The sequence below is a fragment of the Hymenobacter segetis genome (assembly GCF_054776495.1).
In genome coordinates this window covers 1,207,867-1,228,400 of the sequence record NZ_BAAHBV010000002.1, presented here as the reverse complement: position 1 = coordinate 1,228,400, position 20,534 = coordinate 1,207,867, and the positions used below count along the sequence as shown (strand labels likewise).

The window sequence follows — 20,534 nt, the reverse complement described above, 5'->3', positions numbered from 1 at the left end:
CACCAGAATTTAAGGTTCAACCACGATTTCGCGTGAGACGCAGTGGCTGGCTACGCAGGCATTGGAGCCGTAGCCGCGCATGCTGAAGCGCACCGAATACGTGCCGGGCCGACGGAAAACGTGCTGCGCCGTGCGGGCCTGCACGATAGTGCCATCGCGAAAATCCCAGACGAACTGCACGTTGCGACAGGTGAGGAGCTGGGCCTCGGGCGAATCGAAGGACACGGACTGGCCCACGCGCACGCGGGTGGCCGAGGCGGTGAAATCGACGATGTCCTGCTGCACGAGGTTGACGGGGATGTACTTCTGGCCGCGCCGGATTTCGCCGGTTTTGTCCACGATGACATCGAGCTCGACCACGTAGTTTTTGCGCTCTTTGTAGCAATGGCTCACCGTAGGGCCGGTGAGGGTGGTGCCGTCGCCCATATGCCACTGGTAGGTGAAGGGGCCGGCCGGCTCGTCGATGGACGGGCGGCCGTCGAGGTCGACGCACAACATGCGCGGCAGGGGCGGGCCGCAGCCTACGCTAGTGGTATCGCCGGCCTGCTGGGCCTGGGCGGCCAGACCCGCCAAGACGAACAGGGCCGCTAGTAGCGAGGATTTAATGGAAGAAAAAGCTACTGGAAAGCGCATATTAGAGGATTAGGCGAAGAAAACGGCGCGGCGGCTAGAATTTATTAAGGCGCTGCATGACCTCGCGCAGGTAGGTCTGGCCCACGGGAATGTGCTTGCCTTCCACGATGACCGAGTTGTCTTCGAGGGCCTGAATGCGGTTGAAATTGACGATGAAGGAGCGGTGCACACGCACGAAGCGGTTGCTGGGAAACTTCTCTTCCACCGCCTTCATGGTGCTATACACGATGAGCTTGCTCTGGCCCGTGACGATGTGCACGTAGTCGCCGAGGGCTTCCACGTAGCGCACTTCGTCGAAGCTGACGCGCACGAGCTTGTTGTCGACTTTCACGAAGGTGAAATCGGCGTCAGCGTCGGACGTTTCGATGGCATCGGGGCCGGCTGCGGCGGCGCGGCGCTCGGCCATTTCCAGGGCTTTTTGGGAAGCTTGCAGGAAACGGGCGTAGCTCACAGGCTTCACCAGGTAGTCGACCACGGCGTGCTCGAAAGCCTGCACCGCGTAGTCTTTGCTGCTGGTGATGAGCACGACTAAGGGCGGATTCTGGAGCATTCCCAGCAGTTCGATGCCGGAGAGCAGCGGCATTTCCACATCGAGAAACAGCAGGTCGACGGGCGCGGTGCGCAGGGACTCGGCGGCTTCGATGGGGTTGGTGAAGCTGCCGACAGCCGTCAGAAATGGCGTGTTGTTGATGCAATTGAGCACTATCTGAACCGACATTGGGTCGTCATCAACCACTAAGCAACGCAGATTAGAAACAGCCATAAGAAAGCGAAACGGTGGGAGTTTTGGTAACGAATGTAGGGCCCACGGTTCAGTTTTCAAGTTCCGGCCCGCTCCTCCAGCTGCGGGTACAGCTCGGCCAGCTGCTGGCGGATGGTGTCGAGCAGCGGCTCGCAGTAGGGCAGGGCCGGGTGGCGGGCGGCCCGTTCCAACTCGTCGAGCTGGGTGTGCAACACCGGCACACCAAAATAGGCCACTTGGCCCTTGAGCTTGTGGGCGGTGCTGGCCAGCGCGGCGGGGTCACTGGGGCAGGTGGCGGCCATTAATGCCTCCAAGGCCGGGGCTTCGGTGAGGAAGGTGGTGATGATTTGACGCAGGAAGCCTTCATTTCCGCCGGCCAGCTCTTCCAATAGGTGCCAGTCGGGCTTGAGCGTTGGTGGGTTGGTGGATTGGTGGGTTGGCGGGTTGGCGGGAATATGTTCTTCGTTGGAGGTGATGGCTGCTTCGGCACCGGCGGTGCCCCGGCCGGTGAAATGGGCAATGCGGGCGTAGAGCACGGCCGGCTCGAAGGGCTTGGCGAGGGTATCATTCATGCCGGCGGCCAGGGCCAGGGCGCGGTCTTCGGGCAGCACGGAGGCGGTGAGGCCGATGATGGGTAACTGGCCGGCATCGGGAAAGTGCTGGCGGATTTCGCGGGTGGCCCCATAGCCGTCAAGCTCGGGCATTTGCACATCCATCAGGATGGCGTCGAAGGGCTGGGTGGCGCCGGTGATGGCCTCCACGGCCAGGCGGCCGTTATCGGCGATGACGACCTGCACGTTCCAGGCTTCGAGGGTTTTGCGGGCCACGAGTTGGTTGAGGGCGTTGTCCTCTGCCACCAAGATGCGCAACGCCGGCTCGAAGGGCGTGAGCAGGCCAGCGTGGGCGTCGGGGCGGGCGGCGCTGGCATCGGCCACTTCGTAGGGCAGCTCGAAGAAAAACTCGGAGCCTTGGCCTTCCTCGCTGGTCACGCCGAGCTGGCCGCCGTGCAACTGCACGAGGTTGCGGGCAATGCTCAGGCCCAGGCCAGTGCCGCCAAACTCGCGGGTGGTGGAAGTGTTGGCCTGCGAAAAATCCTCGAAAATGGCCCCCAACTTGTCATTTGGGATGCCAATGCCGGTGTCACGCACGGCGAAGCGAACGAGGGCGTGGCCGGCTGGGTCGGGGGCTGAAACAGTTTCTACCGTAACCGTGACGCCGCCGGCGCGGGTGAATTTGATGGCATTACCCACCAGATTCACCAGCACCTGATTGAGGCGCACGGGGTCGCCGAGCACGGCGGCGGGCACGTTGTCGGCCACGTTTACGGCCAGAAAGAGGCCTTTGCTTTCAGTGGCAAACTTGAACATGGCCCCGAGGCGGCGCACGGCTTCGGGCAGGCGGAAGGGTACCTGCTCCAGCGTCAGCTTGCCGGCTTCCATCTTCGAGCTGTCGAGGATGTCGTTGATAATCACCAGCAGGTTTTGCGACGACGACTCGATGGCCGTGAGGTATTCGGCCTGCTCGGTGTTGGGACGGGTAGCTTGCAGCAGGTTGGTGAGGCCGATAACGGCGTTCATCGGCGTGCGGATTTCGTGGCTCATGTTGGCCAGAAACTGCGCCTTGGCCCGGCGCGAGGCCTCGGCCGCGTCGCGGGCCACCACCAAATCGGCGTTGATGTCTTCGATGTGGGCTTTCTGCTGGCGCAGCTCGGCGGTGCGCTCGCGCACAGTGCGCTCCAGCACAAACTGGGTGCGGCGCAGCGTGCGCTCGCGGAAGCGCACCAGCCCATAAGCCAACCCGGCCAGCGCCAGCAACGCAAACGTGCGGAACCACCAGGTACGCCACAGCGGCGTAGCCACGCCAAAAGTGGCGGCCACCACCGGGCTCCACGGCCCACTGTTGCCGCGCCGCACCCGCGTCTCAAACACATACTGGCCAGCATCGAGGCCCGGAAACTGGGCTTCGCCGGCAGTGCTGGGGCGGCTCCACTCATCGGAGAGGCCGCGCAGGCGGTGCTGGTAGGTGAGGACGGCACCGGCATTGAGGCTGATGCCCTGAAAGGTGAAATTGACGCGGTGGCGGGTGGCGGATAGCCAGCCCAGCGCATCCAGGGCGCGGGCTTCGCCGTCGACTTCGACCCCGGTAATGGCCAGGCCGGGCCGGCGGGTGGTGGCGAGGCGGCGGGTAGTGGCTACGTCTACGCGGAGCAGGCCGGTGCGGGTGCTCAGCCACGCTACCGCGCCGGTGCGGGGGCCTGCAGATAGGGCGGCGGGGCCGAGGCAGTCGCGCACCAGCGGGTTATCGGTGGCGGCGAGGGGCGTGAAGACGCGGGTGCGGCAATCCAGCAGCGTGAGGCCCTGGCGATGCACCAGCAGCAACTGCGGACCGGCGGGGCCGGGCAGCGGCAGCATTCCATAGGTATAGTCGGAAGGCAGCTGGCTGGCGGCGGTGAGCTGTTGCCACTGGCCGGAACGCTGGCGGCAATAGATGCTCTGGCCCTCGGTGCCCACCCAGATGCGGCCGTCGGCATCCTCGGCTAGGCTGCTGGCATCAAGGCCCACGGAGCCGAGGCGGTAGTGCACGAATTCGTCCATCACAGGGTCGTAGGCGGCGATGCCGGTGCCGTGCGTGGCCACCCAGACGCGGCCGGTGTGGTCGGCCAGCAGGGCGTAGGTGGTGTTGTGCAGCAGGCCGTTGGCGGTGGTGAAATGGCGAATTCGCTGCGAAGAATCGGCGGGCAGGAGGTAGAGGCCATCAGCGGCGGTGCCTACCCAGAGGCCGGAGCCGGGCGTGTAGGCCAGGGCCGTGATATTGAAATCGGTACTATTGAAACCCGGTACAGCCTGCGGAATATGACCGGGCGCGGCGGCTGTGTAAAGGCCGGTGGACGTGCCGACCCAGAACCCGCCGCCCAGCCGCGCCGGGCGCGGCAGCAGCGCTTTCACCGAACCGCCGCGCAGAGCCGGAGCTACGAAATCGCCTTGCTGAGCAGGCGCAAGGCCATTAGCATGAAGCCGGAAAAAGCGGTTGCCGCCGAAAGTAGCCCAGGCTTCGGCCAAACCTTTTTGGTGCACCGTAGCCAGCGCCGGCAGTTGATTGGCCGAAGCGAGGGGGTATGCTTCCAGCCTCAAATGCCGGTCCGAATGGCGCAGCAGGCCCTGACCGGCGGTGCCCAGCCAGGCGTTGCCTTCGCGGTCCTCGAGCAGGCAGGTGGGTTCGGTGCCTTCGGGCAGGCGCAGGTGGTATCGGCGCAGGTAGCGGCCGATGGCGGCGGTATCGACGTGCGGGGGGCCGTCGGCGGGCAGGCGCAGGCCGACGGGGACGGCACTACGCTTGGCCGGGCTGAATGAACTGGTGGCGGTTTGCTTCACCGAAATGCCGCCTTGGTAGTGGCCTACCCAGAGCCGGCCGGTAGTGGGCTCCTCGCACAGCGACACCACAAAATCCTCGGCTAGGCCGTCTTTCTGAGTAAAGGCCACGAACTGGGTGCCGTCGTAGCGAATAAGGCCTTCGCCAGTGCCTAGCCAGAGGTAGCCCTGCCGGTCCTGCAGCAGCGCGTACACGAAAGCCGGCCGGAATCCCTCCGTTGGCCCAAACTGGCGCAAATAGGCCTGCTGGGCGCTGGCCGGCCGCATCCAAAGCAGCAGCCCAAGCAGCGCCAGCAGCATCAGGCCCAGCCGACGGATATAGAGAAAGCGGAGAAGTAGTTTCAAGCGGAAAACACCACCTGCCGGATTGGGCAGTTGTTTGACGCTGCAAGGTAGAACGGGCCGTTGAGCGGCGGGCCGACTTTACGGTTATCGAAGTGCAGAACCCGACGAATACAGCGTTTTGCCCGATAGTAGCGCGGGCTTTTATCCTAACCCGAGCCGTCACGCGCGGACTAAAAGTCCGCGCTACTTACTTGGCCGTCACCTTGAACTCGGTGCGGCGGTTGAGTTGGCGGTTGCCTTTGCTGGTGTTGGGCACTTCGGGCCTGGTTTCGCCGTAGCCCATGGCCGTGAGGCGGGCGGCGGCGATGCCGTGCTGGGTCAGGTAACTCACCACGGCCTGGGCGCGGCGCTGACTCAGGTCCTGGTTCATGGCGGCTTCGCCCACGTCGTCGGTGTGGCCAGCCATTTCCAGCTTCAGGGCGGGCGTTTCGGTGAGGAGCTTTTGCAGGCGCTCCAGCTCGGCGGTGCTTTCGGGGCGCAGGGTCGCCTTGCCGGTATCGAAAAAAATGTTGCGCAGCACGATGGTGGTGCCGATTTCCAGCTTCTTCATGGGGATGTCCTTCACCACTTCGGCGAAGGCCGCGCCGGCGGGTAGGTCGAAGTTTTCGGAGTGAAAAAGGTAGCCGTCCTGCCGCACCACGATGCCGTAGTTAGTGCCCGAAGGCAGGCTCACCAGGTAGCGGCCCGAGGTGGCATTGCTGCGGAAATTGGCGATGGTCTGCCCGCTGGTGTTGTCGATGAGGTCGATGGCCGCGTCGAGTGGCTGTTTGGTGGCGTCATCGGTCACGGTGCCTTTCAGGATGGTGACCTGGGCCGTGGCCACCGCCACCGCCGGAGCCAGCACCGTTTGCTTGATGGGCACGAGGCGCGAGGCCAATAATTGGTCCTCTTCGCTCAGCAAAGGCTGTTTCTCCGGCCCGAGAAAGGTGATGCGGTAGATGTCCTTCGCGCCCAGCCCGCCGGGCCGGTCGCTGCTATAATAGCCGTGCCGCCCCGAGGCCGAGGTCACGAAAAATACGTCATCATCGGGCGTATTAATGGGCCAGCCCAGGTTTTCGGGCGTACTCCACTTGCCGTTTTCAAACACCGATTTGAAGATGTCGTAGCCGCCCATCGAGTTGTGGCCTTCGGAAGAAAAGTACAGCGTCTTGCCATCGGGGGCCATAAAGGCACCCTCCTCACCATAAGCCGTGTTGATGGCCGGGCCCAGGCTCACGGGCGTGTTTTTGCCATCGAGGTCTACTTTGTAAATGTCGGAGCTGCCCGCGCCGCCTTCGCGGTCGCTCACGAAATAGAGGTAGCGGCCGTCGGGCGAGTAGCTGGCCGAGGTTTCGTGGGCGTTGGTGTTGATGCGGCTGTTGAGGCGGCGGGGCTTGTCCCAGGCCGTACCGCCGAGGGTGGTTTCGAGCAAATCGCCGCCGTTGGTGCCCACGTACACCAGCATGCGCTGGCCGTCGGGGGCCAGGCCCACGGTGGCGTTGTGGTCGTCGGTGTTCACGGGCGCGCCCAGGTTGGTGGCGCGGCTCCAGGCCTTGCCCTTCCAGGTCGATTGGTAAATGTCTTCAAAATAGCCGTTACCCTCCGGGTCCTTCTTGCCGCCCGTCGAGCCCTCCCGGCGCGAAGTAATAAGGATAGTCGACTCATCAGCCGACACCACCGGACCGTAGTCCGAGGCCTGCGAGTTTAGCTCCGGCCCGGCGTTATCAATGAACACGCGCGTGGGGTGGGCCATCAGCTGCTGGCCGTTGCGGCACTCCTGAATGCGGCGCTGCAAGTCGTTGGGCGTGATGGTGCCGGCGTCGCCGTTGCGGGTGTTGCTGCCCACGGGCGTGGCCAGCTGGTATTCGGCCATGGCCTCGCGCCATTTGCCACTTAGGTGCAGGGCACGGGCCAGCAGGTAATGGGTGCGGGCATCGGCGGTGGCGTCGAGCTTGGCCGCTTTTTGCAGGTAGGGCAGGGCGGCGGTTTTGGTAGCCGAGTTCAGGTAGCAGTCGCCGATTTTAACATTCAGGGCCGCGTTATTGGGGTTGAATTCCTGGGCCGCCAGAAAGTGCGGCAGGGACTGGGCGTAGCGCGGCGGGTCGGCGCGGTAGTCATCGTCGCCGGCTTTCAGCTCGCGGTTGGCTTCGCGCAGGCCTTCTTTATTATCGCCAAAGTTGTCTTTGGTAAAGGCCACGCTTTGGGCCGCGGCAGGCAGCGCGGCGCTGGCGAGGAGCAGGAGGACTAGCAGGCGAATAGGAAAGGACATAGCAGAATGGAATAATATTGGTCGTCATGCAGAGCGCAGCGAAGCATCTTTACTGCTCAATGCAATTCAATCGAAAGGATTTAGTGACTGCGGGCAAGATGCTTCGCTGCGCTCTGCATGACGTTCTTTTTGTGTGATATTCTCAACTACTTGGCCGCTTCGCCACTACTCCGCCGCCTCGCCCGCGCAACCAGCCGCCGCCGCGTAGTTATTCCCCACGGCAATGCCCAGCTCGGCGGCTTTGCGCCAGTCCTGGCAGGCCTCATCGGCTTGGCGGAGCATTTCGCGGGCGTGGCCCCGGTTGAGGTAGGCCTCGGCGTAGTCGGGTTTTAGCTTGAGGGCGGCGCTGGCATCGGCGGCGGCATCGGCGTATTTTTCCAGCTTGAGCTGAGCGGCGGCGCGGTTGTTCCAGGCGTAGGCGTACTTCGGGTCGAGCTGGAGTGCCTGGCTGAAATCAGCAATGGCCCCGGCGTAGTCCTTGTTTTCGAAGCGGGCACTGCCCCGGTTGTTGTAGGCCAGGGCGTTGTCGGTTTTCTTGGCTAGGTAGGCGTCGTAGTCTTTCAGGGCCTGGGGCAGCTGGCCGGTGTGGCGCTCGGCGGTGGCGCGGTTCAGCAGGGCCGAGAGCAGCTCGGGCTGCAAGGCCAGCGCTTCGGTATAGTCCAGGGCGGCGGCGGCGTAGTTGCCGAGCTTCTGCTGGGTGCTGGCGCGGTCGTGGTAGGCGTAGGCCAGCTTGGGGTCGGCCTTGATGGCCCCGTCGAAATCGTCGCGGGCAGCTTGGTATTCGCCTTTCTCGAAGCGCAGCACGGCGCGGCTGTACCATGCCGGCGCGTAGTCGGCCTTGGCCTTCACGGCTTCGGAATAGTCGGTTTCGGCCTCGCTGGGCTGGTTCTGGGCCTCGTGGGTGCGGCCGCGGCCGAAGTAGCCGGCGTAGTTGCCGGGCTCCAGCTTCAGGGCTTGGTCGTAGTCGGCCAGCGCCTGCGGGTATTCTTTCAGCTCGTAGCGGGTGGCGGCGCGGTTGGTGTAGGCAGCCGCAAAATCGGGCTTGGCGGCAATGGCCTGGTCGAAACTGGCCAGCGCCGCCGGGTAGCTCTGCTTACTGAAGCTGACGAGGCCGCTGTTGTAAGCCTTTTCGGCCAGCTGCGGGCCGGGCAGGGTGCTGGCCCGCACGGTGTCGACTTGCGCCCAGCCAGCCAGCGGCGCACCCAGCAACACGAAGAAAAACAGACTCTTTTGTATCATAGCCAGATGCTAAGTCGAAAGGAAAGCGTGGATAGCGAAGATATTGGATTTTTTGGTTTGAGCTAATAATGAAGAATGTCTTGCTATTCCTTCTTCGCTGTCTTCACTTTCCCGAAAATGCTCTTGGGCAAAATCATGTGCGCCCCGCGCGTACCGTCCACCACCTGCGTCACGTCGAGGTCGCCGGCCACGCTGCACAGCATATAGGCATCGTCGCGGCTGAGGTGCTTTTCGGCCACCAGAAAGGCAATCATTTCGCGTACTGCGTCCTTAGCGGCGAGGGTCAAATCCTCGTTCAGGCCCATGCTGATGTAGGCGGTGGGCGTTTCGGCGCGGGGCAGGGTTTGGTGCAAATCCTTGCGCACGATGAATTGCAGCGTGCCCGTGAGCGAGGTTTCCAGTGCCGTAATGTCGACTTCGCCGTTGCCTTGGCCAGCGTGGCCATCACCCACGAAAAACAGGCCCCCCGCCGCGTGCACCGGCAGATAGAGCGTGGTGCCGGCCACCAGTTCCTTGTTATCGAGGTTGCCGCCGTGGATGCCGGGCGGCGCGCTATTGATGCGGCCCGCCGCGGCCGGCGGGGCCACGCCCATGCTCCCGAAAAACGGCCGCAGCGGCACGTCGATTCCCGGCAGAAAATGCGCCACCATCTTCTTCGCATCGAGCGGGATGATGCGCATTTTGGCGTAGCCGAAATCCTCGGGGATGAAGCCGCTTTTGGCCCCGAAAGCATTGTAGGCGTAGGGAATGGCCAAATCGATGGACTGAATGCGGACTTCCAGCACGTCGCCGGGCTCGGCCCCTTCCACGAAAATGGGGCCGGTGAGGATGTGCCCGCCCGGCCCTTTGTTGGTCACATGCTCGGTGATGTCACGCAGGTTGGGCTCAACTTGCGCGGCGGGCAGGCCCGCGCCTTCCAGCCGGGCCGGCGTGGAGGTGATGAGCGTGTGCACCCGCACCGTTTCGCCGGATTTGATGCGTAGCACGGGCGGCGCGGCGGCATCATAATAGCCCCACGCGGCGGTGGCCGGCGTGATGGGCAACTCGTGCAGGGCGGCTTTCTGGGCCTGGGTGCGGGGCGGCGGGCCGAGTAGCAGCGCCGCCAGGGCAAAAAGCGGGAAGCAAACTTTCATGGCGGTAAGTTCGCTCCGGGGTAGCGGTTGTCAGGCAGACTGCTTGGATGTGGCTCGGTGAGGGGTGGCCATAGGATGCGGCCTGCTGTTGCCTAATGGTCGAAAATAGTCGGTATCAATTGAAAATCAGGTCTGTAATATCATTTTATTATTATGTTAAGCAAAATAAACTTGTAAAAACCCGCTTGTTACTTGCCCGTGGTTTTGCCTGATTCGGCAAATGTAGGGTAGCAATCAGGCTGCATGCAATGGCTTGGTGGCAGCGCTGGCTGGCGGAAAGCCGTAAGCGCAACGCCGGCTAATGGACGGCATTCACCCGAAGTTTGCAGTCGGATTGCCGCCAATTGCCCCGGCCCGCTGTTTAAATGAGCCGACGCACTGCGCCAAAGCGCCAAAACCCCGCTACCCCAATGCCCCCCGCCACCGCCCCGCTCTCCGCCGCCGAAACCAACCGCTACAGCCGCCACCTGCTGCTGCCCGAAATAGGTGCGGCCGGCCAGCAAAAGCTTAAAGCGGCCTGCGTGTTGGTGGTGGGCTGCGGCGGGCTGGGCTGCCCCGTGCTCCAATATCTTGCCGCCGCCGGCGTGGGCACGCTCGGCCTGCTCGACTTTGACACAGTGGACGACAGCAACCTGCAGCGCCAGGTGCTCTACGCCACCGCCGACGTGGGCCGCCCCAAAGCCGTGGTGGCCGCCGAAAGGCTGCGCGCCCAGAATCCCTTCATCGAACTGCAACCGTACCAAGTGGTGCTTTCGGCAGCCAATGCGCTGGCGCTGTTCGCGGAGTACGATTTGGTGGTAGACTGCTCCGATAATTTTGCCACCCGCTACCTCGTCAACGATGCCTGTGTGGTGCTGGGCAAGCCGCTGGTATTCGGGGCCATCTTCAAGTTTGAGGGGCAGGTTTCGGTGTTCAATTACCAGAATGGCCCCACCTACCGCTGCCTGCATCCGGTGCCGCCCGCTCCCGGCGATGCCCCCAATTGTGCCGAAATCGGCGTGCTGGGCGTGCTGCCCGGCCTCATCGGCACCATGCAGGCCAACGAAACCCTGAAAATCATCCTCGAAATAGGGGAGGTGTTGAGCGGCCGTCTGCTGCTAGTCGATGCCCTCAGCATGCGCTTCCAGACCATCGGCTTCCGGGCCGTGGCGGCCAACCAGCACCTCACCACGCTGGCCCCCGACTACGCGGCTTTCTGCGGCGAAGCGCCGCTCGAAGCCGCCACGGCCCGCGCCCCCGAAATCTCGGCCGATGAGTTGAAGGACTGGCAGGCCAGCGGCCGGCCGCTCCAGCTGATTGATGTGCGCGAGCCCCACGAGCACGCTCACCGCAGCATCGGCGGGCAGCTGATTCCGTTGGGGCAGCTGGCGACTCAGTTGGCCGAATTAACCCCCAAAGTGCTAGTGGTGGTGCATTGCGCCAGCGGCGTGCGCAGCCAGAAAGCAGCGCAATTGCTACTCAGCAATGGCTTCGCAGAAGTGTACTCGTTGCGCAACGGCCTGGCCGATTATTAAGCCGTCGCCGGGCTGGGCCAAGCGGCCAGGCGGGCGCGGATATGGGCAAGCCGCGCTTGTTTGGGGGCGGCGCGCAGGGCCAGGGCCGTGGCCGTCCAGTACTGGTGGCCGGTCAGGAAACGCTCCTGCAGCTGAAACCAGGCGTGTTCGCTGGCGATGAGCTGGCGGGCCGTCAGCTCGCGGAACAGGCTGGTGGAAATGGGCACGAAATCGGGACGGCCGAGGTAGTCGAGGTCGGCATCGCAGAGAATCTGGGCCAGGTGGCAGCGGGGTTCCTGCGGATACTGGGTGGCAATAATCAGGGCGCAAATCTTCTCAACCTGGCCTGGCGAATAGCCGAATTCCGGCAGCGTGCCGCGCACTATCTCGCATCCCCGGGCCTCGTGGCCTTCATACGTGTGCAGGAAGCCCGCATCGTGGTACAGGGCCGCCGTGCGGAGTAGGGTGAGGGTTTCGGCATCGGTCACGCCTTCGGCGGCGGCCAGCGTCTGGGCGGCCTGGGCCACGTCAAGCGTGTGGGCCAGGCTGTGGTAGTAGAGGGTGGGGGCCAGGCCCCGGCGCAGCTCGCGCACGATAAACGCTTCGGCAGGTAGGGCTCGCATACGGCAGGAACGGACGCGGTGAGATGATGAAACCCGGCGGGGCACGACGGCAAAAAACAGAGAAAAAGCAAAACTTAGGAAGCAGCCAGCAACTACTACGCCACTTTCAATAAATTGAAATGCTGCGATAAATCGAGATATGATTTATCGCACAACAGGATTATTCGCTACCTTGATTAGCCATCGCACTCGGTTCCCTTTATTATGAGGCCGTGTACTGCCTGCTGACAATGGATTTGCGGAAGGCTAATTTACTGAAAATTAAGGTAAATGTTCTATTTGTTGGTGTCAATTATAAGGGAATTGGAGTAATTAATTCATCTTTACGCGGACAAAGGAAACCGGCGCGTAGCCGGGGCCCGGCGATGCTGGCTGGCCCGGCAGTCTGGCCGTAATTTTACCTGTTTTCCACTCGCTTCTACCCGCGATGATGCCCCATCAATCCCACCGCTTTTCGTGCCGGCCGCCAGTGTCGTGCTCTGGAATGCGGTATGCATGGGCCACTTATTTCCCCGTCGCCGCCAAGACCCAGCTTTGCCCATGAGATGGATTTTTACGGTGCTGATTTTCTGGGCGATGGGCGGGCCGGTGGTTGCCCGCCAGCACTACTGGGAGGCCGATTATGATTCGCTGACCCGTGTCCTGCCGCAGCAAACTTCTGATACTGCCCGCCTGCGGGTGGTGCAGCACCTGCTCGACCTGCACCCCACCAACGTGCAGGCCCTGCCCTTGCTCGACCAGTTGCTGCGCCTCAATAAGCAGCTGCAAGTGCTGGACGCAGCACCCTACCGCCACCTGCGCAACGGGCTGGTACTGTGGCAGCAGGGCAATGCCGACGCGGCCGCCCTGGACACCATTAAGGTAGCCGTGACGGAGTTTGACCGCCTGGGCCGGCCAATTCCGTGGCTGCTGATTGACCTGGTGACGCTCTACAACCGGCTGAACCAGATGGATGCCCGCAAGCGCTACTACGAGGAAAAGCTGGCGTACTACCGCCTGCGCAGGGCCACCGAGAACGTGGCCGCCTGCTACGTGTCGGAGGGCGGCTACTACCGGCGCATGGGCGACTATAATCGCACCCTCAACAGCGTGCTCCGCGCCGCCGACCTGGTGCGGGCCTACGACCGGCCGCTCTACGTGCGCGAGCTGCTGGTGGCCGGGGACGTGTATGCCGACTGGGGCAACCGCGCCAAAGCTGTGCAGTACCTGGGCCAGGCCCTGCGCCTGCCCGAGTTCCGGCGCATTCAAGGCCTGGAGCGGGTGTTTACATTCTTGGCTTTGTCGCGCCTGTATGCCGAGGGCGACCATCCCACCACCGCTCTGCACATGGTGGATTCGGTGCTGACCGCTCGCGGCGGCGATGCCGCCGAGCGCAAGCTCAGCCAGGCCTACGCGCTGGTGCAAAAGGGCCGGGTGCTGCTGCAAATGCAGCGCGTAGGGCCGGCGGGCCAGCTGTTGGAGCGTGCCCAACAGCTCGGGGATTCGCTGCGCATTCCCATGTCGGGCCGGCCGGGCGAGTTTGAGCTGGATGCCGCCTGGGCCTGGTACTACACGGCCCGGCACGACGATGCCCGCGCCGAAAGCCACTGGCTGCTGGCCTACCGCAAAGCCACTGCCGCCCGCATCGAGCGCCTGCGGCCCGAATATTTGAAGCAGCTCATCGCCTTTTATGATGCCCGCAACCGGCCGGCCGAGGCCCAGCGCTACTCCCGGGCCTACATCGCCCTGACTGATACGCTGAATGCTGCCCAGAATACTTTCCACGTAGCCCAGTACGAAAGCGAGCGGATGGAGCAAGCCCAGAACGCGCAGATTGCCAGCTTGCAACAGGCGCAGGCGGTGCAGGCCGTGCGCCTGCGCCTAGGCCAGTGGCTACTGCTGGGCGCGCTGCTGACGGTGCTGGTGGTGTCGTGCCTGGGCGCGTTCATCTACCGCCAGCTGCAGGTGAACCGGCGCACCCTGGCCCAGCTGCGCCAAACGCAGAACCAGCTGGTGCAGGCCGAGAAAATGGCTTTCCTGGGCGAGCTCACGGCCGGCATTGCTCACGAGCTGCAGAATCCGCTCACCTTCATGAAAAACTTTGCCGAAGTCAGCACCGACCTTGTGGAGGGCATGAATGGTGACGGCGACGGCCAGGCCCCGGCGCTGGAAACCGAGATTCTGGCTGGTCTGAAGCAGAATTTGCAGCAAATCAGCCAGCACGGTCAGCGGGCTTCATCCATTATTAAGGACATGCTGGAGCACTCGCGCTCCGGCACCGGCCAGCCTGTGCCCAGCGACCTCAATGCCCTGGCCGCCGATTCGCTGTCGCTGGCCTACCAGGGCCTGCGCGCCACCGATAAGGACTTTTACGCCACCCTGAGCAAGGAGCTGGACCCCCGCCTGGGCCCGGTGGCCCTGGTGACGCAGGACATGGGCCGCGTGCTGCTGAATCTGTGTACCAATGCCTTGCACGCCGTGCGCCAGCGCCAGCGCGACCTGGCGCAGCAGGGCACCAGCGGGCCGGCCAGCTACCAGCCCACCGTGACAGTGCGCACCCGCCGCCCCACCGACAGCCCGGTGGTGGAAATTCTGGTTTCGGACAATGGCACGGGGATGCCGGCGCAGGTGCGGGAAAAAATCTTCCAGCCCTTCTTCACCACCAAGCCGCCCGGCGAGGGTACCGGCCTGGGCCTATCGCTGAGCTACGACATCGTGACTAAGGGCCACGGCGGCACCCTCACCGTGGAAACCCGCGAGGGCGAGGGCACCGAATTCCTCATTACCCTGCCCGCCTGAGCTGTGGAAAAGCCTGCTAACTGGACGGGGCGCGCCGCCGCCACCCACTGGGCCTTGGGCTTGCGCCGCACGGTGCTGGGCTGGGGCCTGCGCGGGGCCATAGCCGGCGGCGTGCTGCTGAGTGCGTTCGCGCCCGTGCAGGCTCAGCCTCAGGCCCAAACCCGGCCCCAATCCATCGACCGGCTGCGAGCGGCCCTGCGCGCCCACCCGCAGCCTGATGCCGGGCGCGTCAATAGCCTTAACACGCTGGCGCTGGAGCTGCGCAACAAGGCTCCCAATGAGTCGGCGGCGCTGTTTGAGGAAGCACGCCAGCTGGCGCAGCTGCTGGGCTACACCGCCGGCGCGGCCGAGGCCGAGCTGGGCCTGGGATTTCACTACCGCCACCGCAGCGAGTATACCCTGGCCGAAAGCTTTTCGGAGCAAGCCCGGCACGACTTTGAGCTGAGCGGCGACCGCCTGGGCCAAACCCGCAGCCTCTACAACCAGTCGAGTGTGTACTCGGAACAGGGCCTGTACGCCAAGTCGTTGCAGGCCAACCTGCGCGGCCTGGCCCTGGCCAAAGCGGCTCACAGCCAGAAGTGGCTGGCCTTTCTCAACACCCAGCTGGGCATCACCAGCACCTACCTGCACGAGTATGACAATGCCCGGCGCTACCTCACGCAGGGCCTGCGCTGGGCCCGGCGCTCGGGCGACCAGAACGGCATCGGCCACGCCTACGCCGGGCTGGGCAACCTCTACCGCACTCAGGGCCAATGGGCCAAAGCTCAAGCTAATTACGAGCAGGAAGCTAATGTCTTCAGGCAAACCAATGACGAGGGCGGGCTGGTTTTCGAAGAAATCAATATTGGCGACATGGAAGAGCGTCAGGGCCATTACGCCGAAGCATTTGCCAACGTGCGCAGCAGCCTGCGGCGCGCGGCGCGCCTGCAAGTCGTGGGCGAAGTGCCCCGGGCGCAACTGGTGCTGGCCCGCACCTTCCTGCACACCGGCCGCCCCGACAGCGCCATCATCTACGCCCAGCGCAGCTTGCAGGCCACGCGCCGCAGCGGCGACCGCCCATCCAGCCGCGACGCCAGCCAGGTGCTGGCCCAGGCCTCGGCCCGGCGCGGCGATTTCGCGGCCGCCTACCGCTACGAGGAACTGTTTGGCGCTTACCGTGATAGCCTCAATAGCAGCGACTTGCAGCGCCAAGCCGCCGTGCTGGAATACCGCGCCGAGCTGGCCAAAAAACAGGCCCAGATTGGGATGCTCACCAGCACCAGCCGGCTCATCCAAACCCGTAACCGCCAGCAGGGCTGGCTGCTGCTGGGGGCCCTGCTGGGCCTGGGGGCGGTGGGCACTCTGAGCGCCGTGCTCTGGCGCAACAACCGCGAAAAGCAGCGGGCCTACGCGCTGCTGACGCAGCAGCAGGACGAGCTCCGCGCCGCCCAAAGCCAGCTGGTAGCGGCCGAGAAATGGGCCTTCGTGGGCGAGCTGTCGGCCGGCATTGCTCACGAGCTGCAGAACCCGCTGGCTTTCATGAAAAACTTCGCCGATGTGAGCGTGGGCCTGCTCGACCACAGCCCCACCGCGCAGCCTGCCGGCCTGGAGCAGGAAATAATGGCCGGCCTGAAGCAGAACCTGCTCAAAATCAGCCAGCAGGGCCAGCGGGCTTCCGCCATCATCACCGACATGCTGGCCCATGCTCGCACCGGTGCCGGCCCGCGCGTGCCTACCGAGCTAAACGCCCTGGTGGCCGAGGCCCTGGCGCTGGCCTACCAGGGCCTGCGCACTCAGGATGCCGCCTTTCATGCCACGCTGGTGCAGGATTTTGCCCCCAACCTGGCCCCGGTGCCCGTGGTGGCCTCCGACCTCACCCGCGTACTGGTAAACCTGTGCACCAATGCCTTGCACGCCGTGCGCCAGCGCCAGCAGGAAGGTGCCGCTGCCATTGCCTACCAGCCCACCGTGACGGTATGCACGCGCCAGACCGCCACCGGCACCATCGAAATTACCGTGCACGACAATGGCACAGGGATGCCGGCGCAGGTGCGGGAAAAAATCTTCCAGCCCTTCTTCACCACCAAGCCGGTGGGCGAGGGCACGGGCCTGGGCCTGTCGCTCAGCCACGAGATTGTGACCAAGGGCCACGGCGGCACCCTGGCCGTGGAAAGCGTGGAGGGCGAGGGCACCGAATTCATCATTAGCCTGCCGCCGGCCGGCAAAGCATAACGGCCGGGGCAGTACATTTCCAGCCGTTTGGGCAGGGCCGAAACCAGATACGAAGAAAATTCAGCCGAACTGCCCAACTTTGCGGCGGCCCGCGCGCCGTTTTTTGCTCTACATTCTTGCTTCTGCGCTCCTTCCTCTATGGCTCACTCGGCTGGTTACGGCGACCTTTTTTACCTGGCCCCGATGGCGTACGGCATGGCGCGTGGCCTGAGCCGGTTTCTGGACCTGCCGCAACGGCTGCCCCGCTGGCACCGGGCGCTGAACTACATCTGGGTGCCGGCGGCGGTGCTGATTGTCATTTCCTTGGCGTTTAGTTTCAAGTCGCCGATTTTGGGCGATGTGTACTGGCTGCTGGTGCTCTTTGCGCTGCTGGGCGTGCTGCTGGCCCTGCGGCACTACCGCCCGGCGCGCACGCTGCTGTTTGCCACGGCCCCGTTTGTGGTGTATAAGGTGCTCGAAATCATCATTGAAGACTCCAATGGGAAGATTCCCAAGAGCTTCGATGCCTTTCTCGATACTACGCAAGGCTTCGTTATCATCTGGCTGATTACGTTCATTTTCATTGCCCGCAGTCAGAAAAAGCAGCTCGAAAAAGAACGGGTGCTGCGCGAAGAGGAGGAAAAAGCCAAGCGCCTCATTGAGGCCCAGAACGTAGAGTTGGAGCGCCTGGTGGCCGAGCGCACCGCCGCTCTCACGCACCAGGCGCAGGAGCTGAGCGGTGCCCTGGTGGAGCTGCGCACCACCCAGGCCCAGCTGGTGCAGTCTGAAAAAATGGCCAGCCTGGGCGAGCTCACGGCCGGCATTGCCCACGAGATTCAGAATCCGCTCAACTTCGTCAACAACTTTGCTGACGTGAGCGCCGAGCTCATCACCGAGCTGGAAGAAGAGCAGCTGAAACCCGACCGCGACCTGGAGCTGGAAGCCGAGCTGCTGGCCGACCTCAAGCAGAACCTGCTCAAAATCAGTCAGCACGGCGGGCGGGCGGCCAGCATTGTGCGGGGCATGCTGGAGCACTCGCGCACCAGCTCCGGCGAGCGCACCCCCACCGATATCAACCAGCTGGCCGACGAGTACCTGCGCCTGGCCTACCACGGCCTGCGGGCCAAGGACAAAACCTTCAACGCCACGCTCAAGCCCGATTTCGACCCCGCCCTGCCGCCCGTTGAGGCCATTGCCCAGGACCTGGGCCGGGTGCTGCTCAACCTGCTCAGCAACGCTTTTTATGCCGTGCGCCAGCGGCAGATGCGCGGCGGCGAGGCCGGCTACGCGCCCACCGTGGGCATCAGCACCCGCCGGGTGGGCGACAAGGTAGAAATCCGGGTGCGCGACAACGGCCAGGGCATTCCCGAAGCCGTGCGGGCCAAAATCTTCCAGCCCTTCTTCACCACCAAGCCCACCGGGGAGGGCACCGGCCTGGGCCTGTCGCTGAGCTATGATATTGTGACCCAGGGCCACGGCGGCACGCTTTCCGTCACGTCGCAGGAGGGCAGCTTTACCGAGTTTCTGATTAGCTTGCCTATTAATCAAGCCGGCTAACTGCCGCCGTTGTCTCTTTCTGGTTCTACCACCAGCCACCGCCGCTAAGCCGCTGAACTATGGCGCATACTTAGCGGTTAGGGCTGGGCTTTGGCCTGTTGCTTAAGTGAATAAGCGCCGGCTTTTTTTACTTTGTTTCCCTTAGAACCAGTTCGTTGATTTCTATTATTACCCGGGTTTCAGCTCTTCGCAGGCTTGGCTGGCTGGGCATAGTGCTGGCCGTGCTGCTGGCGGGCCCGGGGCCGGTGGTGGCCGGGCCGCGAGCGGCCGGAACGCCAACGCCGGGCGCGGCCGTGGACAGCCTGCGCCACCTGCTCACGCTGCCCCAAACCGACTTCGACCGGGTAACGCTGCTCTGCCAAATCAGCGACCAGCTCTGGACCCAGCACACCGACTCGGCCGCCGTATACGCCAACAAAGCGCTGGCCCTGGCCCGCCGCATTCACTACCAGCAGGGCGAGGGTGCGGCCCTCAACCGCCTGGGGGCCGCCCTGCGCGAGAGCAACCTGGCGCGTTCGCTGGAGGTGTTTCAGCAGTCGCTGCGCATCGCCGAAACCACCCACGACCAGGGCTTGATAGCCCAGAACCTGCGCAGCATCGGCATCATTTACGTGTACCTACGCGACAAGCGCCAGGGGCTGGCCTACTATTTCCGCGCCCTGAAAATTGGCGAGCAGCTGCACGACGAGCACCGCACGGTGATTGAGCTAAGCAACATCGGGCTGGCGTATGACTTGTTTGGTCAGATTGATTCGTCCCGGATTTTTCAGGAGCGGGCCTACGCCTTGGCCCGCCGCCTGCACACTCCTACCAACTACATTCTGTACGGCCTGGGCAACGTGGCCCGCAAAAGCGGCCAGGTGGCGCAGGCCCGCACCTTCTACCACCAGAGCATTGCCGAATCGAAGAAGGTGCACCACTTGCGCAGCCTCAATTTTGCTTACGTAGGCTTGGCCGAATTGTATCAAAAAATCGGCCAGCCCGATTCCAGCATTTATTACGCCCGGCTGGGTTGCCAGGCAGCCCAGACCAACGGCTTCCTGCGCGGCGTGCTCAATGCCAGCACCCTGCTCACCCAGGATTTCAAGCAGCGCGGCCGCCCCGACAGCGCCCTCAAATACCAGAGCCTCATGCTGGTGATGAAGGATACGCTCTTCGGCCAGGAGAAGGTGATGCGCCTGCAAAGCCTCAACTACCGCGAGCAGCAGCGGATGCAGGAAGTGGCCGCCAGCCAGGCCGCGCTGCGCGCCCGCTACCGTACCGCCGGGCTGGTGGCCGGCCTGGTGGGCCTGCTGGTGCTGGCCGTAATTCTGGCCCGCCACGGCCGCCAGGAAGAGCGCGCCCGCCGGGCGCTGGAGCAGTCGCTGGCCGAGCTCAAAACTGCTCAGGACCAGCTGGTGCAGCGCGAGAAAATGGCCTTCCTGGGCGAGCTCACCGCCGGCATTGCCCACGAGCTGCAAAACCCGCTCAACTTCGTGAAGAACTTCGCCGAAGTGAGCACCGAGCTGGTGGACGAGATAAACGGCGACCCCCACAACCCCGCCCGCGACACCACCTTAGAGCGCGAAATCCTCGACGGCCTGAAGCAGAACCTCAAGCAAATCAGCCAGCACGGGCAGCGGGCCACGTCCATCATCAAGGGCATGCTGGAGCACTCACGCACCGGCACCAGCCAGCGCCTGCCCACCGACCTCAACGCCCTCATCGAGGAAAGCCTGCGCCTGGCCTACCAGGGCCTGCGCACCAAGGACAAGGACTTCACCGCCGAACTCATCACCCAGCTCGACCCGGCGCTGCCGCCCGTATCAGTAGTGCCGCAGGACCTGAGCCGGGTGCTGATTAATCTGTTTACCAATGCCTTCCATGCCGTGCAGCAGCGCCAGCGCCAGCAATCCGGCCCCGATTATCAGCCGGCCCTCACGGTGAGCAGCCGGGTGACGGCGGGGCAGGTCGAAATCAGCATTCGGGACAACGGCACGGGCATGTCAGAGAAGGTGAAGGCCAAGGTGTTCCAGCCTTTCTTCACCACCAAGCCGGTGGGCGAGGGCACGGGCTTGGGCCTGTCCATGAGCCACGAAATTGTGACCAAGGGCCATGGCGGCACCCTGGCCGTGCAAAGCCGGGAGGGCGAAGGCACCGAATTCGTGATTAGCTTGCCGGGATAAATCCCAATTTTAACCGGGAA

General features: G+C 63.7%; 12 protein-coding genes. 5 read left to right on the top strand and 7 right to left on the bottom strand.

Annotated elements, in window-relative coordinates:
• Positions 1-9: 9 nt before the first annotated feature.
• The 6 genes from ACYU70_RS15575 to ACYU70_RS15550 all read right to left on the bottom strand — a co-directional run bounded on the left by ACYU70_RS15575 (position 10) and on the right by ACYU70_RS15550 (position 9,708).
• On the bottom strand, positions 10-633 hold the full coding sequence (locus ACYU70_RS15575; RefSeq protein WP_342295300.1) for a PKD domain-containing protein: 624 nt from the start codon (positions 631-633) through the stop codon (positions 10-12).
• Between the two features lie 34 nt (positions 634-667).
• Positions 668-1,396: a LytR/AlgR family response regulator transcription factor gene (locus ACYU70_RS15570; protein ID WP_342295301.1), complete on the bottom strand. Its 729-nt coding sequence runs from the start codon at positions 1,394-1,396 to the stop codon at positions 668-670.
• Between the two features lie 56 nt (positions 1,397-1,452).
• Positions 1,453-5,088, bottom strand: a complete 3,636-nt coding sequence (locus tag ACYU70_RS15565) for a hybrid sensor histidine kinase/response regulator (RefSeq protein ID WP_342295303.1) — start codon at positions 5,086-5,088, stop codon at positions 1,453-1,455.
• Between the two features lie 187 nt (positions 5,089-5,275).
• Positions 5,276-7,336 (bottom strand): OmpA family protein, encoded by a 2,061-nt coding sequence (locus ACYU70_RS15560; protein ID WP_342295304.1) that lies wholly within the window; start codon positions 7,334-7,336, stop codon positions 5,276-5,278.
• 165 nt (positions 7,337-7,501) lie between these two features.
• Complete coding sequence (locus ACYU70_RS15555; RefSeq protein ID WP_342295305.1) at positions 7,502-8,575, bottom strand: tetratricopeptide repeat protein; 1,074 nt, start codon at positions 8,573-8,575, stop codon at positions 7,502-7,504.
• An 83-nt stretch (positions 8,576-8,658) separates the two neighbouring features.
• Positions 8,659-9,708: an acetamidase/formamidase family protein gene (locus ACYU70_RS15550; RefSeq protein WP_342295307.1), complete on the bottom strand. Its 1,050-nt coding sequence runs from the start codon at positions 9,706-9,708 to the stop codon at positions 8,659-8,661.
• A 410-nt stretch (positions 9,709-10,118) separates the two neighbouring features.
• Here ACYU70_RS15550 and moeB point away from each other — a divergent pair, with 410 nt between their 5' ends.
• Positions 10,119-11,222, top strand: coding sequence for a molybdopterin-synthase adenylyltransferase MoeB (gene moeB / locus ACYU70_RS15545; protein ID WP_342295309.1), 1,104 nt, complete (start codon positions 10,119-10,121; stop codon positions 11,220-11,222).
• On the opposite strand, the gene ACYU70_RS15540 is transcribed toward moeB, so the two are convergent.
• Positions 11,219-11,824 carry an HD domain-containing protein gene (locus ACYU70_RS15540; protein ID WP_342295311.1) on the bottom strand — a complete coding sequence of 202 codons (606 nt, stop codon included), beginning with the start codon at positions 11,822-11,824 and terminating at the stop codon, positions 11,219-11,221. The two genes, moeB and ACYU70_RS15540, sit on opposite strands and share 4 nt — an antisense overlap.
• A 540-nt stretch (positions 11,825-12,364) precedes the next feature.
• On the opposite strand from ACYU70_RS15540, the gene ACYU70_RS15535 reads away from it, so the two are divergent.
• The 4 genes from ACYU70_RS15535 to ACYU70_RS15520 all read left to right on the top strand — a co-directional run bounded on the left by ACYU70_RS15535 (position 12,365) and on the right by ACYU70_RS15520 (position 20,514).
• Positions 12,365-14,602, top strand: a complete 2,238-nt coding sequence (locus tag ACYU70_RS15535; protein ID WP_342295315.1) for an ATP-binding protein — start codon at positions 12,365-12,367, stop codon at positions 14,600-14,602.
• Positions 14,603-14,605: 3 nt separating this feature from the next.
• Positions 14,606-16,813 (top strand): ATP-binding protein, encoded by a 2,208-nt coding sequence (locus ACYU70_RS15530; protein ID WP_342295316.1) that lies wholly within the window; start codon positions 14,606-14,608, stop codon positions 16,811-16,813.
• A 138-nt stretch (positions 16,814-16,951) separates the two neighbouring features.
• A complete protein-coding gene (locus tag ACYU70_RS15525) occupies positions 16,952-18,349 on the top strand; it encodes an ATP-binding protein (RefSeq protein ID WP_342295319.1) in 1,398 nt (465 codons plus the stop codon).
• Positions 18,350-18,504: 155 nt separating this feature from the next.
• On the top strand, positions 18,505-20,514 hold the full coding sequence (locus ACYU70_RS15520) for a tetratricopeptide repeat-containing sensor histidine kinase (RefSeq protein WP_342295322.1): 2,010 nt from the start codon (positions 18,505-18,507) through the stop codon (positions 20,512-20,514).
• Positions 20,515-20,534 lie beyond the last annotated feature (20 nt).

Coding starts and splice junctions, on each gene's coding strand:
- ACYU70_RS15570 (WP_342295301.1), bottom strand. CDS start 1,396: ATGGCTGTTTCTAATCTGCGTTGCTTAGTGGTTGATGACGACCCAATG.
- ACYU70_RS15525 (WP_342295319.1), top strand. CDS start 16,952: ATGGCTCACTCGGCTGGTTACGGCGACCTTTTTTACCTGGCCCCGATG.
- ACYU70_RS15560 (WP_342295304.1), bottom strand. CDS start 7,336: ATGTCCTTTCCTATTCGCCTGCTAGTCCTCCTGCTCCTCGCCAGCGCC.
- ACYU70_RS15575 (WP_342295300.1), bottom strand. CDS start 633: ATGCGCTTTCCAGTAGCTTTTTCTTCCATTAAATCCTCGCTACTAGCG.
- ACYU70_RS15550 (WP_342295307.1), bottom strand. CDS start 9,708: ATGAAAGTTTGCTTCCCGCTTTTTGCCCTGGCGGCGCTGCTACTCGGC.
- moeB (WP_342295309.1), top strand. CDS start 10,119: ATGCCCCCCGCCACCGCCCCGCTCTCCGCCGCCGAAACCAACCGCTAC.
- ACYU70_RS15540 (WP_342295311.1), bottom strand. CDS start 11,824: ATGCGAGCCCTACCTGCCGAAGCGTTTATCGTGCGCGAGCTGCGCCGG.
- ACYU70_RS15535 (WP_342295315.1), top strand. CDS start 12,365: ATGAGATGGATTTTTACGGTGCTGATTTTCTGGGCGATGGGCGGGCCG.
- ACYU70_RS15555 (WP_342295305.1), bottom strand. CDS start 8,575: ATGATACAAAAGAGTCTGTTTTTCTTCGTGTTGCTGGGTGCGCCGCTG.